Here is a 15,573-nt window from a genome sequence, read left to right as displayed (position 1 = left end):
GCGTGTCGAGTGCGCTCCTTAAAAGGTGTAATGCGCTGAGAGGCGCACGGTTGTAGGCGCGCCAAGGTGGATGAAGGTGTCGCCGTAGCTGGCGCCGGTGTCTTTCCAGTAGCGCTTGTCGGTGATGTTGTCAGCATAAAGCCGAAGCGTAACATGGCCGTCTTCGCCGCGCGGCATGTAGCGCGCGCCCAGGTTGAAGAGGTTGTAGCCGGGTACGCTGACCGCGTCGTCTCGCGTGGCTTCCTTGCGCGCGGTATAGCTCCAGCCTGGCATGAGGTGGAGATTCCTGGCATGCGGAATGAGCATGTCAGCAAAGACCGCGGTGCGAACGCGCGGCGCGTTGATGACCTGCTTATTGTCGTAAGACGGCGTGCCTGTGTTATTGGAGGTGGCATTCATGGCGGCGGCGGATGCGGTGAGCTGCAGCCAGTGCGTGGCGCGTCCCTGCGCGTTCAACTCGATGCCGTTGTGCGTCTCGCGGCCTTCGGACTCGAAGCAGAGATCGCCCGGAGCAACAGGGCTGCCGTCGACAAAGTTGTAGGAGCAGAAGCTGTCGGGAGCCTGAATGATTTTGGGGTAGAAGAACGGCGCGCGCATGTGAAAGAGCGCGGTGGTGAGCAGGATGCGCTGGTTGGGCTCGTACTTTGCGCCGATCTCCGCCTGGCGTGTGAAGTACGGCGCGAGATAGTCGTTGGCGTTATCCACCCACCAGGGGCCCTGCGGGCCGAGTGAGAGCATCACGCTGTAATTGCTGTACAACATGAGACTGCTTACGGGCGTGAACGTGATGGCATACGTGGGCAGCCAGAGAAGCTTGCGGGTAGGAACGGGCACGCAGGGATTTGGATCAAGGCCGAAGTCGGTGCAGCCGGAGGTGAGCGAGTAGTTGTTATCGCGCAGCGAATCAAGGCGGCCGCCGGCGAGCAGATCGATGCGGCCTGGCAGATGCAGCCGATCCTGCATCACAAGCGCGGACTGGTGATTGTCCTCCCACAGGCGGCGCGGTCCGGCCTGCTGCACCGGGCTCTCCATGGGGAACGGCTGATCGGGCTGATAGATATTCTCCGAGCCAATCCAGGTATAGACGGCGCCGGCCTGGATGATGCCATCGGGCGAGTATGGATTGTCCTGCGTGAAATAACCAGGCTGTTGCACGCTGCGGCGAAAGATCTCGCCGCCAAAGGCGAGGTCTTGAGTGATGGGACCGGTACGAATTTTACCGGCGACGAGAGCTTCGGCCTGCGCATCGATGCGCAGTTCACCAGGATCGCGGTAGTCGTAGATATCGTAGGTTCCGTCCGGAGCGAAGAAATAAGACGGAGCGGTTTCACTGTTGCCATAGGCGTAGATCACGTTGTCGTCGATGAGCGAGTGGCTGAAGCTAGCCTGCCCAAAGGCCTGCCAGTTGCGGGGAAGATCGCGGTCGAGGCGCACGCTGGTGTTGTAGGTGTCAAAGGTGTTGGGTGGCGCCCAGGGTTGGAAGCCTAGCATCGTCGAGGGAGAAATCTTGTCGATGTCGGGAACTACATCGCCGCCGAGGAGTTGATAGCCACAGACGGAGCGCTCGACCTTGTGCTGATATTCAAAGTCAGACTTGAGGCTCATCAGTGGGGCGATGTGCCAGTCCGCCGCGCCTGCGCCCATGCCGCGCCAGCCGTTGGCGCCGTTCACATAGCTGGCGATGCGCTCCCCAGCGAGGTTGAAGCGCGTGCCCACCTGCTTGCCGCTGCCAAAGAGCCAGCCGAGATCGGTGTCTCCGAATGCGCTGCCGCGATGATCCGTGGCGAGGTCCATGGCCTTGATGGGCGAGGGGCGTTTGGTGACGAAGTTGATGAGACCACCCGCGGTGGTGACGCCGCTCTCCACGCCTGCAATGCCTTTGAGAAACTCGACGCGTTCCTTGTTTTCAAGCGGCACATCCTGTTCGCCGGCGATGGTCATTCCGTTGATTTCGAGGCCAGTGGCTAGATCGATTGGGAAGCCGCGAATTTCGTAGTCGCCATAGTAGCCCACAGGCGCGTAATCCTCGCCGATGGAAGCGTCATTCTTGACCACATCCGAGAGCAGGCGCGCATCCTGATCCGCGAGAAGCTGCTGCGTGACGACAAGAGCCGAGACGGGTGTTTCGCGCAGAGGCGCTCCGTTGAGCGTGCCGACGGTGACGGCATCGGGGCGATAGGTTTCCTTGATTTCGGCGTGGACTTCAATGGTGGTGGTGACAGGCGGCAGCGGTTTTTGCTGCTGCTGCTGTTGCTGCTGTGGCGCAGCGGGAGTTTGCGACAGGGCGAGGCGAACTGCAAGCGCGGCAAGCACGAGGCCACGAATTGTATGCCGGAGAGCGGCTTGGGTCTGGTTACGGCCCATGGAACACCTCTTGTTTCTGCTGAAACAAGAGCGCCCATGCTGAAATGCCGCTAAGAAGGAACGGTGGCTTGCCGAAACTTCCCACGCCGGTATTATCCGGATCGGGTTCTAGGGTATTTCTCAGCCCCGCTCGTAGCGGAGCACCCCTGTTTCAATAACAAGATTGAAACACGTTTGCTGTCGGAGGGCAAATACTCCATCTCATTTGCAGCCTCATTTGCAGCGCTACACCCAGTGAATCTTCCGATGTAGGAGACTTGGAGCGTCAACTAAGCTGGCGTATCCTTGAAATAACTAGCGCGATAGGAAAGCACATGATTAAGATCGACGCATCGAATCTCATTCCGAAGCGTCTCGGCACTTATCTGCTGGGCATAATTCCAGGTCTTGTATTTGAGCTTACTATCGTCTACGCCGATCCCCCGTTCGCACATAAAGCACTCGAACAGACAAGGCAGATATATCCGTTTCAAGGATATGCGCTGCTTTTCATCTTTCTTATTTCATGCCTAATAGTCGGACAGACCTTCTTTATATTGGCATAGTTCGCTGATTTGCTTATGGACTTTCTTTATTTTGCTCAGCGGTATTTCATATTTCATTTAACTCTCGGCTCTGATTGGCTCTACAAGGTCGTTGGCCGTCTGCAAGGAATGCCACCCAAACGGAATGTTCGCCATTTATGGAGAATCATTATGTGGGCCCGGCAGAAGAAGGTTCCTTTTGAGATACGACCGGTATTAAAGTGTCAGCGCATGGCAGCCACGCAACTTCTGAAACGGAAATACGGTATCACGCCTAGCAAAGGTAATTGGGAGTGGGTGGATCAGGAATGGCAAGCATGGTTGGCTGTGCTCGGAAAAGCTCCTGCGGGATTTCGAGAAGCGTTTTTGACCATGCGCACTTTCCTCGGCTGCGGTTTCGCAGAACTGGCAGCCATATACGTGGCACCTGCGCTACGGAACCGCTATTTCGGAATTATGAGCGCAGTTTTTCTTGTGGCAGGATGCTTTCAACCGCTGTCTTTGTCCAAACGGCATAGAGAACCAATTAGATGGAACATAACCCGCCTCTTATTTCTGATCGAAGAACTCGCGGAAACGAGTGACATATCCGGCAAAACGAAAAAAAGTACCAATGGTGGACTTGGTATCACTATCAATGGAGATACCGACAGTGACAACGACGAAAGCGAATAAAGAAGTTGTGGTTGTCATATTTTGGCATGCTACTTGCCGCTGCCTTCGGTGAGCGTGACAATGCGGTCCACGCCGGGTGCGGTGAAGTACTCGACCTTGCCGCTGGGCCAGTGGACTTCTATTGCATCGATGCTGGAGGCAGTGCCAAGGCCAAAGTGCGGGCGCGGATCGTTGCTTGAGAGATAACTGCCGCCGCTTATCACATCGCCGCGCTGCTTCATACCGTTCGCAGTGACGTAGATGGTTGCGCCGACTGCATCGCGCGGACTTTTAGGCCCGCCGACGAGCTTGAACTCAATCCAATGATTTTTATCCGCGCTCACGTTGCGTAGCAGCACCGGATGGCCGTCCATCACGTTAATGACGGCATCGATCTTGCCGTCATTGAAGAGGTCGCCAACGGCCATGCCGCGGCCTGCGATAACGAGCGCGAGGCCGGAGCCTTCCACGGCCGGCACAGGCTCAAATTTCTTTCCGCCGATGTTGTGGAAGAGCATGGGCCGCTGCGCCCATGTGGTTCCCCAGGCGTATTTATCGGCCTGCGGGTAAACGTGGCCATTGGCCCAGAGCAGATCCTTCCAGCCGTCGTTGTCGTAGTCAATGAAGGCATCGCCCCAGCCAAGGAATGGCACAGAAATTTCGGCAAAGCCAAGTTGATAGCTGATGTCGGTGAGGTTGGCGTCGCCTTCATTGTGGTAAAGCGGCTTGTAATCGTCGCTGAATGAGGTATCGAAGACATCGAGCATCCCATTATTTTCGTAGTCGCCTACTGCGATGCCCATTGAGGCCACTTCGCGGCCTGCGTTATTCAGTGCAAAGCCTGATGCGTAGCTTACATCTTCAAATGTGCCGTCGCCTTTGTTGAGGTAAAGATAGTTCGGCGTGGAGTCGTTGCCCACGAGCAGGTCCGGTTTGCCGTCGTTGTTGATGTCGGCAAAGACTGCGCCGAGGCCATAGTAGCCGGGCTTGTCGGAGACGCCGGCTTTCTCACTCACATCCGTGAATGTGCCGTCGCCGTTGTTGTGGAAGAGATGGTCGCCTTCGCCCTTGAGGCCGCGCGGGCCGCAGCTTACCCCTTCGCCGCGAAAGGTGCAGAATGCATTGGGCGCATCTGCGCCACCGGCGGCGGACATGTTGTTTTTGTCGTAATGCAGATAACCGGCGACGAAGAGATCGAGCCGGCCGTCGCCGTCATAGTCTCCCCACGTTGCGCCTGAGTGCCATGCTGCGGGGTCATTGAGCGCAACGCCGGCCTTGGCGGCAACGTCAGTAAATGTGCCGTTGTGGTTATTGTGGTAGAGCCGGTTTGCGCCCCAATTCGACACAAAGATGTCGGGCCAGCCGTCGTTGTCATAATCGGCGATGGCTACGCCAAAGCCCCAGCGGTCATTGGTCACACCGGCCTGTGCGGCCACGTCAGTGAATGTGCCGTCGTGGTTGTTATGAAAGAGCGCGGCGTGAGGTGCGGGCTCTTTGCCATCGAGTGCCTTGAATGTCGAGCCATTGACGACGTATATGTCCACCCATCCGTCGTTGTCGTAATCGAGCAGAGCTATGCCGGAGCCTTTGGTTTCGACGATGTAGTCCTTGGCAGGCGTGCCCATCTTGTGGGTCCATTTGGTCAAGCCGGACTTCTCCGAAGCATCTTCGAATACGACGGGACCGTCCTTGACGAAGCCGCCGGCGGTGATAGGGCGATGCTGCGCGTCCAACTGCGCGGGATGCGGCGAGCCGGTCTCCTGGCCGCTTTTGGCGGGGGCCTGTGCGCCCTCTGACTGTGCAGCGGTAAGGCTGACTGTAAGCAGACCAAGGAACGCCACAAATGCGGCTGGAACTGAGCCCTTGAACATGGGCGCCAGTATAAATTCCGCGTGTGATTGCTCAATATCCATCGAAAGGTGGAGTTGGTTGCTAACGCCCAATGCGCCAGTGCAGCACGGCGGCCACACCGAAGGGATGCGCGCTGTAGAGCGGTGTGAGCGAAGAGGGAACGCCGTATGCCGTGCCTTGTGCTCCAAGCTCAGCCGCACTCCAGTGATTGTGCCAGATGCTATGCGCGTAACCGCCTGTATAGGCTTGAACGCGACCGATGACGGTCTCTTCAGGCGGAGCATCCGCGCCAAGCAGATCCGTGGTGCGGTCCGCATTTTCAATACGCATCCAGATGGTTTGCTTTGCATGCAGGCTGAGCGCGCCTTCAAGGAGATAGCTGTTCGCGTTGATGCCGGTTCCGATGGTGTGATTGCGGCCCCAGACTGCGATTGTGTTGAGATTGTTCTGGCCTGATGTGTGATGCCATGCGACGGACGCTGTTTGCCGCAGAATGTCCTCGTCAGGATGCAGAGCCTCCGGGGAATGCAGATGGCCGACGGAGTATTGTGCCGCCCAGTCGCGGTGCGGAGCGATGCTGAGCCGCGTGGACCAGGAGTCGAGCGCGCCTTGATAGATGGTCCAGCGATTTTCGCCTGGTTCGCGTCCATGAAATCCACTGGCTTCAATGCGGATGCCTCGGGAGCCTGAGCCAATGGCGATGCCGCCGGTTAAAACATCCCAGGCAATGTGCGTGGAGTCCTGCATGTGGTGGCCGAGAGGAGCCAGTGGATTGTCGCCAATGGAAGCGCGGTGTGGGAAGGCCTCCGGACCGAGGGCAGGATCGCCAACCGGCCCGCCGTACAGGCTCAGCAAGGTGTGTGAGCCAGCCTTCACATCGTACAACGCAGCAAGCTCCATGAAGAGATTGTGTGGATGCTGGCCGTCCACGATCGGCTTGCCGAAAGCTGTTTCCCCTTGTTGAAAGAGTTCTGGATAATAGCGTCCGCTCACGGTGGCGGGCTCGAGGCTGAACATTGCGCGCAGCGTCAGCTCGCTGTGCTCGTAGGAGCGTTGCAGCATGGGCATGGCCCAGTTGACGCTGAAGAACTTGTCGTGTCCGCGCGGACCGGTCTGCTGCTGTTCGACGACGGAGACTTCGCCATGCAGCATCTGCATCCAGTTGTCGGACATGCGCATGATCATGGGCGGCGAGTAAGCGGCAGGCTCAAGATCGGTGCCGGAGCCGCTGTGGCGCAGAAGACTGTCGGTGAATGACTGAGATGGCCCACCCATATTCATGGGCATACTCATGGACATCTGGCTTTGATTTTGGCCTTGAACACAGACCGAAGCTGCAAAAAATGCGGAAATGTAGAACCAACGCAACGGAATCCTCCGGAGAAACATGCACATGACTGCATGCACGGACCTTTATGGCCCGCGCACTTCGAGTGCTGTTTGCGGAGTATCAGGTTCGGAGGACAAGATGTGGAGCGGGTGCGGCGTCCGGCGGAAACAGGAGCCGGCGCGAGTGCGCCGTGCGCGAAAGAAGCGCTGTGACTGTGGACGGCGCGCAGTTATGCGGATGGACCGCTACCGGGGCTAACTGGCTTACTTGTGGAATAGCGGATTGCTGCGCAGGCCGCGGAGCGCAGCAGGTTTTCACTTCCGGCGTGCTGCTGGTGTGGCGGCAGCACGCATGCGCGGTCTGCTGATGCGCGCTGATGCACAGCGCATCGCAAGGCACGAGCGTGCCGAGCACAAGCAGGACGAGCGTGAGTGCAGGCCAGAGCCGCTTCATAAAGCTATTGTAGGACTACTCAGGCTGCGAAATGGTAGCGCCTCGCTCAGGCGAGGCCGGATTTGCAGCAGCCAATTCGATTTGCCCAGACTCGTTTTGTCCCGGTTCATTCTTCCACAGGCACCAGATCCACCAGATGAGCGCCAGAACAAGCACAGCGCTGTTGGCGTAGAAGACGCGGTCGCGCAGATCGAGGATGTGCTGGGCTTCCGCCATTGTTTTGGGATGAGCATTGTGGCCCATGATCTGTGCGATGGCTTCCGCTGCAAGCTGCGCGAGCGAGACAGCGGAGAGACCGATCATGATGCGCTGGATGTGTGTCTTCCACCCGGCATGAAAACGTGGGCCAAATATAACAATTGCAAGGCCGAGCAGAACAGTTTCGACATCGAGGAGCAGACTGGACTTAAGCGCAATAAACTGCAGCAACTGAAGGGTGGCAATGAGGCCGCCGCCGGCAGTGATGGTTTGCAGCGAGGGCCACTCGCCCCAGAAGTACAGTACGATCGCACCGAGGATCATCAGCGTGAGCGCGCCTGCGACCCATGCACTGCGCTTGATTCCCGCAAAGCCCTTGCGTGCCAGTTCCAGCAGCATGCCCACGTCCACCAGCGAGCCAAGCAGCGCCAGGCCAATGAAGAACTCCGCCATGGGAATTTGCGCGAGGCGGCCATAAAGCATCTTGGCTGTGAGCAGGCGAAAAGCGATCAGCACCGAGTTTGCGGTAAACCAGGGGAAGCGGCGCGCGCGGTCGCGGCCTATGAGCACCACCAGCAGCACAAGATAGCCGGCAAAGGTGAGCGCCCAGAGAATTTCGTTTGCGGAAAAAGGAAAATGGAATTTCATTCTTTAACTTTTTAGACGAGATTTGTAGAAAGGATGGTGCGCCCGGAGAGATTCGAACTCCCGACCTAATGCTCCGGAGGCATTCGCTCTATCCAGCTGAGCTACGGGCGCGCTCTTTTAAGGATACCGCAAAAGCAGGGACAGAGGGAAAACGGAAGAAGGGTTTATCGATAAAAGGCAAAAACCGTAGAAGCGTCAGGAGGCTTTTCGATAGCCCACACCACACGGTACAAAACAGGCAATCCCACGGATGGGGTGACCGATGCCGATGATATGCTGATACGCGATCGAGAGAAATCGTCTCAAGGAGACACACGTTGAAGCTGTTCCTCCGCGCTCTCTTATTTCCGCTGGCTTTGTTCGCTTTTGTCGCAGCTCCGGCACAGGGGCCTATGCCGCGGGGTGCTTTTACCGCGAAGACCGTCGCGATTCTCAACGACACAAAGACGGGCGAAGTCTCCGACGGCGCGCTGGAGCAGTTGAAGCGCTGGGGCCGTTTTACTGTGGTGGATGACTCCGACAGCGCCGATATTGTTCTTCGGTTCGATAAGAAAACGGACCACGAGAAGCAAAACAGCCAATCGACGGACGATAATGGCGCTACCTCATATTCGACGACGATGAGCTTTTCGTCCGAGGTGCACATGCGCGCCTATTTGAAGGGATCGGAAACGCCGTTTTACACCACGAAGACCGATGACTCAAAGAAGAAGGCCGGTGTAACCTGCGTGACGAGCTTTGAGAAGACCTGGCTCGATGCGCGTTAGCTCACGTCGCGATTTCTAGCCTTTTTTCCCTTCTCCCTCTTCCCTCTTTTTCCGAATCTCCTCCATCACCGATTTGATCAGCTCCTTTGCACCCTCCATGCCTCCGAGCACTGCCTGCAGGTCGAGTGCGGGCTTGGATGGATTGCGGGTGGAGGCGCAGTAAACTCCATGCTGGCCTACTAGGATGAGCGAATCGGTGAGCATGTCGAGGGCCACGGCGAGTCGCCCGCGCTCGCGGCCCATCATGAACTCATGCTGCTCTAACTCCTGGCGCTTTTCGTCAAAGACTGTCATGCTTCCAGCCTAAAGGATGCGCAGGACGGGCGCTCAGTAGCGGAAGTTTTTCATGTACTCAGCGTCCTGGCGCAGTTCATCGAGAATGTCGCCCTGGAACTCCTCCTGCTCCACGAAGTACTGCTTGAGACCCTTGGCGGCGCGCAGGATAGGGCGGTAGTCGATGTAGCCTTTGCCCATGATCGTTGAGTGCGACTGGCCATTGGCCTTTTTCTCCATGTCTTTTACATGCAGAAGCGGAAAGCGCTCGGGGGTCTTGGTGAGCCATGTGAGCGGGTCCTGGCCGGCAGCCTTGACCCAGCCGCAGTCCATCTCAAAGAAGACAAGCTTGGGGTCAGTGTCGCGGAGAAGTTCGTCGTAGACAAGCACACCGTCCAGCGTCTCAAACTCCGGAGTGTGATTGTGGTAGCCCAGCCGTATGCCCGCGGATTTTACTTTGCCGCCGATGCGATTCAACTCGCTCGCGGACCACTTCCAGTCGTCGAGCGTCATGGGGCCTTTTACGCTGGGGTCTTTCTTCATGGGTGAGGGGCACACGATGTACTCAATTCCCGCCGTGTGAGCGAACTCGATGTACTCGTCCTCATGCTGCTTGAGCATTGGAAGAGGGTGGTGTGTGCTGGTGCAGCGCAGGCCGGCCTTGTCCATGGCGGCGCGCCACTCGGCGGCGGTCTTGTTGTAGTAGCCGGCGGCCTCCACGTTTTTGTATCCCATGGGAGCAAGTTTGGCGAGCGTGCCGTCGAAATCCTTGGGTAGCAGCTCCCGAACGGAGTAAAGCTGCAAACCTAGCGGGGCCTTAACTTCGGCTGCGCTGAGATACGATGCGCCTGCTGTTGCGGCCGCGGCGGCTGCGCCGATCCGCACAAACTCCCTGCGGGAAATGGATGCTGTCATTTGAGCCTCGATGATCTTGTCGATTTGCGTGCAGGCCATTTTTACGCGCAGCGGCAGAGTTGCGCAAGGAAGATTGCGTTGCCGCGCAGCGGTGTGGGCCGATAGGATGGGCGCGCGATTCTTTCGCATGATTTTTGAACACATATAAGTTCGATTTAGAGCTTAGTTCAAGGAGATTCTGATGCGTGGTTTGGTTGTGAGTGCGTTGCTCGGCATCTCTGGCGCAGTGGCGATGGCGCAGGCGAAGGTTCCAGACTTCGGACCGAATGTTGAGGTCTTCACCTCGAAGAGCGATGCAGCGGAGATGCAGAAGAAGATCGACGCGATGTATACGGCGCAGCAGCATAGCGAATTCGGGACACAGCGAAATGCGTTCATCTTTTTGCCCGGCGAGTACCACGTGGACATTCCGATCGGGTTTTATACGCAGGTGCTGGGCGTGGGCGCGACGCCGGACGGGGTACGAATTGCAGGCAATGTGCATGCGGATGCGAGCCTGCCGCGCAACAATGCGACGTGTACCTTCTGGCGTGGAATGGAGGGTTTTTCTATTGTGCCGGCGGGAGGCGCCACGCAATGGGCGGTATCTCAAGCTGCACCCTTCCGGCGGATGCACATTGTTGGCAACCTGGTACTGCATCAGCAGCGCGGATGGGCCAGCGGCGGATGGATGGCGGACTCGGTGATTGATGGAAATGTGGACTCGGGGTCGCAGCAGCAGTGGATTTCGAGGAATTCCGAATGGAAATCGTGGACAGGCGCGAACTGGAACATGGTTTTTGTCGGCATTGATCATCCGCCGGCGGGGCAGTGGCCGCAGCCTCCTTACACGACGATTGAGCGCGCGCCGGTGACTCGTGAAAAGCCGTATCTCGAAGTGGACGGGCGCGGGCGATGGGGCGTGCGGGTGCCTGGATTGCAGATGAATACAAGCGGCATTACCTGGCATGGCGGGCAGACGCCGGGAAAGGTGATTCCGCTGAACAAGTTTTATATTGCGAAGCCTGCGGACTCGGCGGCTGCGATCAATGCGGAGCTTGCGAAGGGCAAGAGCCTGCTACTGACGCCGGGGATTTATGAGCTGACGGAACCGCTGCGAGTGACACGGGCCAATACTGTTGTGCTGGGCCTGGGATTTGCGACGCTGAAGCCGATCAATGGCACGGCGGCAATGACGGTGGGGGATGAGGATGGCGTCATTGTTGCGGGATTGCTGATTGATGCGGGAGAGAAAGAGTCGCCGGTGTTGATGGAGGTCGGGGTTCCGGAATCAAAAACAAATCATGCGCGGAACCCGATTACGTTGAGCGACGTTTTCTTTCGCGTAGGCGGCGCGGGCGTTGGACGTGCGCAGGTGAATCTGCGCGTGAATGCAAATGACACGCTGATTGATCACACGTGGATCTGGCGCGCGGATCATGGCAAGGGCGTGGGGTGGACGCAGAACACGAGCGCGAATGGTTTGGTGGTGAATGGCGACCGTGTGACAGCCTATGGGCTGTTTGTGGAACACCATCAACAATTTCAGGTGCTGTGGAAGGGTGAAGCGGGGCGGACCTATTTCTATCAGTCGGAGATTCCGTACGATCCACCGGATCAAGCGAGCTTTACTTCAGCTTCGGGTGTGAATGGATGGGCTTCGTACAAGGTTGCCGAGGATGTGAAATCGCATGAGGCGTGGGGGCTGGGCGTGTATTCAGTCTTCCGGCATCCGAATGTGACGCTGACACGGGCAATTGAGGTTCCGCGCGCGCCGGAGGTGCGGTTTCACGACATGATTACGATAGCGCTCGATAACCTGGGCGAGATATCGAACGTAATTGACGATGTAGGCGGCCCAACCGCAACGAAGCCGCGCAAGACGCCGAAGGTGACGGACTTTCCATAAAGCAAAGGGACAAGGGACAAAGGGTTCCAGACAAAAACGTACTTACCCCACCTGTTGCGCGTCAGGTTGCATCCCAGCCTTGTCCCTTCTTCCCTCTTTCCCTTTGTCCCTGCTTCACAGATACGTGTCGTCTATGTAGCACCAGCGCCAGTCTTCGCCGCGCTCGGCGGACTGGATGATGGGATGCTGCGTGGCATGAAAGTGCGCGCGCGCGTGGCGGCCATTGGAGGAGTCACAGCAGCCGACGTGCCCACACTCAAGGCACATGCGGAGATGGACCCAGGTGTCGCCGGTCTTCAGGCATTCTTCGCAGCCTTTGGTGTTCGGTTTGACCTTCTTTACATGATCCGCAACGTGTGTACATTGGGTTGCCATCGATTCATCTCCTGATTCTCACTGGACTTGATATTGCTCCGCCAGCTTGCAGAATACAACTGCCTGCTCCTGCGCCCATGCTTCATTGCGGCCCAGTTCGCGGGCCAGTAACTCTGCCGCGCGAGGCGCCATCTCCATCGCGGCCCTGGAGTTGAGAAACAGCGCGCGTGTACGCCTGGCGAGCGAGTCTTCCACGGTCCGTGCCATCTCTTCGCGTGCGGCCCAGACGATCTCCGCGCCAATCATCGGAAGACCAGGATGCAATTGCCGCGCGAGTGTTGCATCGCTTGCCGCGAGCGCCTGAATGGCCGCGGCATCCGCGCCGTAGACCTGCAAATCGCCAAGGGATTCCGCGTTTTCCACGTATCCGTGAATGTGCAGGTCTTTCGTCGGGCATGGGTGTTCGTCCAGCCGGCCAAGGGTGATGGCATGGTCAACGCAGTCTTCCGCCATGTGGCGATAAGTGGTCCACTTACCGCCGGTGATGGTGAGCAGGCCGGAGGAATCGACATGAATGAGGTGATCGCGGGAGAGCGCGGAGGTCTTGCCGTCGCTCTTGATCAGCGGCCGCAGGCCCACGTAAACGCTAAGAACGTCAGCACGCGTGGGCTGGCGGGTGAGATAGCGTCCGGCGGTCTCAAGAATGAATTCGATCTCTTCTTCGAGCGCGTGCGGTTCGAGAGATGGGCTTTGGACTGGTGTATCCGTGGTCCCGGCTACGGCGTGCCCATGCCACGGGATGACGAAGAGGACGCGGCCATCGCTGGTGCGCGGGACCATCAGAGCGGATTCCGCTTTGAGAAAACTGCGGTCGAAGACGAGATGGATTCCCTGGCTGGTAACGAGCAGATCTTCCGCATCGGGTTCAGCCATGCGGCGAACGGTGTCGGTAAAAACTCCGGTGGCATTGACGACCATGCGCGCGGGGATGGTGAATTCTTCGCCGGTTTCGGCGTCGCGGGCAGTCAGGCCGCTTACGAAGCCCTCGAAGTCGCGGGTGAATCCGGTAGCGGGGCAGTAGTTGACGATAGCTGCGCCGCGCTCCGCCGCCGTCATGGCCAAGTGAATGAGCAGGCGCGCGTCGTCAAACTGACCGTCGTAGTAGATGACGCCGCCGGTGAGGCCTTCCGGTTCGAGGTTGGGCAAACGCTCCAGTGTTTCCTCACGCGATAGCAGACGCGATGCGCCGAAGCCGTACTTGCCCGCGAGCAGGTCGTAGAGCTTGAGGCCGATGCCGTAAAACGGCGCCTCCCACCAGGAGTAGTTGGGCACGACGAAGGCGAGATCGTGGACCAGATGCGGTGCGTTGCGGCGAAGCAGGCCGCGTTCCTTGAGCGCGGACATGACCAGTGGCACGTTGCCCTGTTCGAGATAGCGCACGCCGCCGTGAACGAGCTTGGTGGAGCGCGAGCTGGTGCCTTTGCCAAAGTCATACGCCTCAACGAGCGCAACAGAAAAGCCGCGCGCGACGGCATCGACAGCTACGCCCATGCCGGTGGCTCCGCCGCCAATGATGGCGATGTCGAAGGGTTCCTGGCCGGGAGTTTGCCGGTCGCGCAGCTTTTGGAGCATTGTGTCGCGGCGCATAGCTTACTCCGTCCAGCTTCTGGACCGCTCGACGGCGCGGAGCCATTGTGCCCGGCGTGCGGCTGCATCAGCGGCATCCATCTTCGGTTCAAAGCGCGTGTCGTTTTGCTGGCCGGCGCGCAGAGCTTCCGGGCTTTCCCAGAAGCCTGTGGCGAGACCGGCCAGATAGGCTGCGCCGAGAGCCGTGGTCTCGGTGACGTGCGGGCGGACAACAGGAACGCCGAGCAGGTCGGCTTGGAATTGCATCAGCAGATCGTTGACTGCTGCGCCGCCATCGACGCGGAGAGCGCTGAGTGGCGTGGAGGTTTCGCTTTTTACGGCTTCGAGCACATCGGCTACCTGGAAGGCGATGCTTTCAAGCGCGGCGCGGGCGATGTGGCCGGCGCGGGTGTCGCGGCGCAGGCCAATGAGCAGGCCGCCCGCATGCGGGTCCCACCACGGCGCGCCGAGGCCGACAAAAGCGGGCACAAAGACCAGGCCGCCGGCATCCGGAACATCGCGGGCGAGTGCTTCCACGTCCGCTGAGGAGCCGATGAGACGCAGGTTATCGCGCAGCCACTGCACCACTGCGCCGCCGATGAAGATGCTGCCTTCAAGGGCGTATTCCAGGCGCTTGCGGGCACTGGCGGCGATGGTTGTGACCAGCTTGTGTTTGGAGCGGGCGAATTCCGTACCGATATTCTGCAACAGAAAGCAGCCGGTGCCGTAGGTGTTCTTGGCCTCACCGGGAGACCAGCACATCTGGCCGAAAAGCGCGGCCTGCTGATCGCCGGCGATACCTGCGATAGGAATGCCGCTCAGCCCTTCGGCGGTCGTTTCAGCGACGCGCTCGCTGGACCAGACGACCTCCGGCAGAAGCGACTCCGGCACATCGAGCAGCTTGAGCAGCTCCGCATCCCACTTGCCTTCGACAACGTTGTAGAGCAGCGTGCGCGAGGCATTGGTCACGTCTGTGATGTGGCGTTTGCCGCCGGTGAGGTGCCAGATGAGCCAGGAGTCCACGGTGCCGAAGGCAAGCTCGCCGCGGTTGGCGCGGTCCCGCGCTCCGGGCACGTTGTCGAGGAGCCACTTGACCTTGGTGCCGGAGAAGTACGAGTCAATTACCAGGCCGGTGCGGTTGGCTACGGTTTCTCCCGCGCCGCTGGCTTCAAGTTCGTTGCAGAATGCGGCTGTTCGGCGATCCTGCCAGACGATAGCGGGATGAATGGCCTTGCCGGTGGCGCGGTCCCAGACGATGGCGGTCTCGCGCTGGTTGGTGATGCCGATGGCGGCGACGTCTTTGACGCTTACGCCGGCTTTCGTCAGAGCTTCTTTTGCGCAGGCGAACTGGCTCAAGAGGATCTCTTCGGGGTCATGCTCGACCCAGCCGGGCTGCGGGTAAAACTGCTGAAACTCGCGCTGGGCTACGGAGACGATTTCGCCGGCGTGGTTAAAAACGATGGCGCGGGAACTGGTGGTGCCCTGATCGAGTGCCAGGATGCAGGTCATGAGCTGCCTTTCCGTTTCGGCCACCAGTGAACCACGATAAGGGCGAAGCGGGCAAACGGAAACAGCTCCCGGAGCTGTTCGCAGATACAAAAGTTAAAAATTTAAAGAAAATTTGTCTTTGATCTAAAACCCTGGTTCCTAGGGCGTGTCATCAAATGAGCCATATAGTAGAAGCGGCGAGGTGTATTGCAGCGAGGAAGTTCCTGGCGGTTTTGTCGTAGCGGGTGGCGATACCTCGGAAGAGTTTGAGTTTGGCGA

Annotated in this window: 13 protein-coding genes, 1 tRNA gene, 1 pseudogene and 1 riboswitch; of the genes and pseudogenes, 3 read left to right on the top strand and 12 right to left on the bottom strand. The window is 58.6% G+C overall.

What is annotated here, in order from left to right; all coding sequences use genetic code 11:
* Positions 1-18 precede the first annotated feature (18 nt).
* Positions 19-2,364, bottom strand: a complete 2,346-nt coding sequence (locus ABSG47_RS06270) for a TonB-dependent siderophore receptor (protein WP_424167832.1) — start codon at positions 2,362-2,364, stop codon at positions 19-21.
* Positions 2,365-2,425: 61 nt separating this feature from the next.
* A riboswitch (TPP riboswitch) is annotated at positions 2,426-2,522 on the bottom strand.
* A gap of 402 nt (positions 2,523-2,924) precedes the next feature.
* Between ABSG47_RS06270 and ABSG47_RS06265 the strand changes: the two genes are divergently transcribed.
* Positions 2,925-3,563, top strand: a complete 639-nt coding sequence (locus ABSG47_RS06265) for a hypothetical protein (protein ID WP_424167830.1) — start codon at positions 2,925-2,927, stop codon at positions 3,561-3,563.
* A gap of 29 nt (positions 3,564-3,592) precedes the next feature.
* Here ABSG47_RS06265 and ABSG47_RS06260 read toward each other — a convergent pair whose 3' ends face one another.
* The 5 genes from ABSG47_RS06260 to ABSG47_RS06240 form a co-directional block, all read right to left on the bottom strand.
* Positions 3,593-5,413, bottom strand: coding sequence for a CRTAC1 family protein (locus ABSG47_RS06260; RefSeq protein ID WP_424167828.1), 1,821 nt, complete (start codon positions 5,411-5,413; stop codon positions 3,593-3,595).
* 61 nt (positions 5,414-5,474) lie between these two features.
* On the bottom strand, positions 5,475-6,674 hold the full coding sequence (locus tag ABSG47_RS06255; protein WP_424167826.1) for a hypothetical protein: 1,200 nt from the start codon (positions 6,672-6,674) through the stop codon (positions 5,475-5,477).
* Positions 6,675-6,843: 169 nt separating this feature from the next.
* The gene (locus tag ABSG47_RS06250) at positions 6,844-7,176 is read right to left on the bottom strand and encodes a hypothetical protein (RefSeq protein WP_424167824.1); all 333 of its coding nucleotides are present in this window, start codon (positions 7,174-7,176) and stop codon (positions 6,844-6,846) included.
* A 15-nt stretch (positions 7,177-7,191) separates the two neighbouring features.
* Positions 7,192-8,022, bottom strand: coding sequence for a hypothetical protein (locus tag ABSG47_RS06245; RefSeq protein WP_424167822.1), 831 nt, complete (start codon positions 8,020-8,022; stop codon positions 7,192-7,194).
* Between the two features lie 34 nt (positions 8,023-8,056).
* Positions 8,057-8,133 (bottom strand) — tRNA-Arg (locus tag ABSG47_RS06240).
* Between the two features lie 206 nt (positions 8,134-8,339).
* Between ABSG47_RS06240 and ABSG47_RS06235 the strand changes: the two genes are divergently transcribed.
* Positions 8,340-8,789 (top strand): hypothetical protein, encoded by a 450-nt coding sequence (locus ABSG47_RS06235; RefSeq protein ID WP_424167820.1) that lies wholly within the window; start codon positions 8,340-8,342, stop codon positions 8,787-8,789.
* A gap of 15 nt (positions 8,790-8,804) precedes the next feature.
* On the opposite strand, the gene ABSG47_RS06230 is transcribed toward ABSG47_RS06235, so the two are convergent.
* Both ABSG47_RS06230 and ABSG47_RS06225 read right to left on the bottom strand, forming a co-directional pair.
* Entirely contained in the window at positions 8,805-9,083 is a 279-nt protein-coding gene (locus ABSG47_RS06230) for a hypothetical protein (protein WP_424167818.1), read from the bottom strand.
* 33 nt (positions 9,084-9,116) lie between these two features.
* On the bottom strand, positions 9,117-10,106 hold the full coding sequence (locus ABSG47_RS06225; protein WP_424167816.1) for a sugar phosphate isomerase/epimerase family protein: 990 nt from the start codon (positions 10,104-10,106) through the stop codon (positions 9,117-9,119).
* 52 nt (positions 10,107-10,158) lie between these two features.
* Here ABSG47_RS06225 and ABSG47_RS06220 point away from each other — a divergent pair, with 52 nt between their 5' ends.
* Positions 10,159-11,865, top strand: coding sequence for a pectate lyase-like domain-containing protein (locus ABSG47_RS06220; RefSeq protein ID WP_424167814.1), 1,707 nt, complete (start codon positions 10,159-10,161; stop codon positions 11,863-11,865).
* 114 nt (positions 11,866-11,979) lie between these two features.
* On the opposite strand, the gene ABSG47_RS06215 is transcribed toward ABSG47_RS06220, so the two are convergent.
* The 4 genes and pseudogenes from ABSG47_RS06215 to ABSG47_RS06200 all read right to left on the bottom strand — a co-directional run.
* Entirely contained in the window at positions 11,980-12,240 is a 261-nt protein-coding gene (locus ABSG47_RS06215) for a UBP-type zinc finger domain-containing protein (RefSeq protein WP_424167811.1), read from the bottom strand.
* An 18-nt stretch (positions 12,241-12,258) separates the two neighbouring features.
* Complete coding sequence (locus tag ABSG47_RS06210) at positions 12,259-13,827, bottom strand: glycerol-3-phosphate dehydrogenase/oxidase (RefSeq protein ID WP_424167808.1); 1,569 nt, start codon at positions 13,825-13,827, stop codon at positions 12,259-12,261.
* A gap of 3 nt (positions 13,828-13,830) precedes the next feature.
* Positions 13,831-15,315 (bottom strand): glycerol kinase GlpK, encoded by a 1,485-nt coding sequence (gene glpK, locus ABSG47_RS06205; RefSeq protein ID WP_424167806.1) that lies wholly within the window; start codon positions 15,313-15,315, stop codon positions 13,831-13,833.
* A gap of 151 nt (positions 15,316-15,466) precedes the next feature.
* Positions 15,467-15,573, bottom strand: a pseudogene (locus ABSG47_RS06200) (IS5/IS1182 family transposase); the annotation flags it as partial.

It is taken from the genome of Occallatibacter sp. (genome assembly GCF_049510455.1).
GTDB lineage: Bacteria > Acidobacteriota > Terriglobia > Terriglobales > Acidobacteriaceae > Telmatobacter.
Note: the sequence above shows the minus strand (reverse complement) of the source record. Positions and strands in the feature narration are given on the sequence as shown.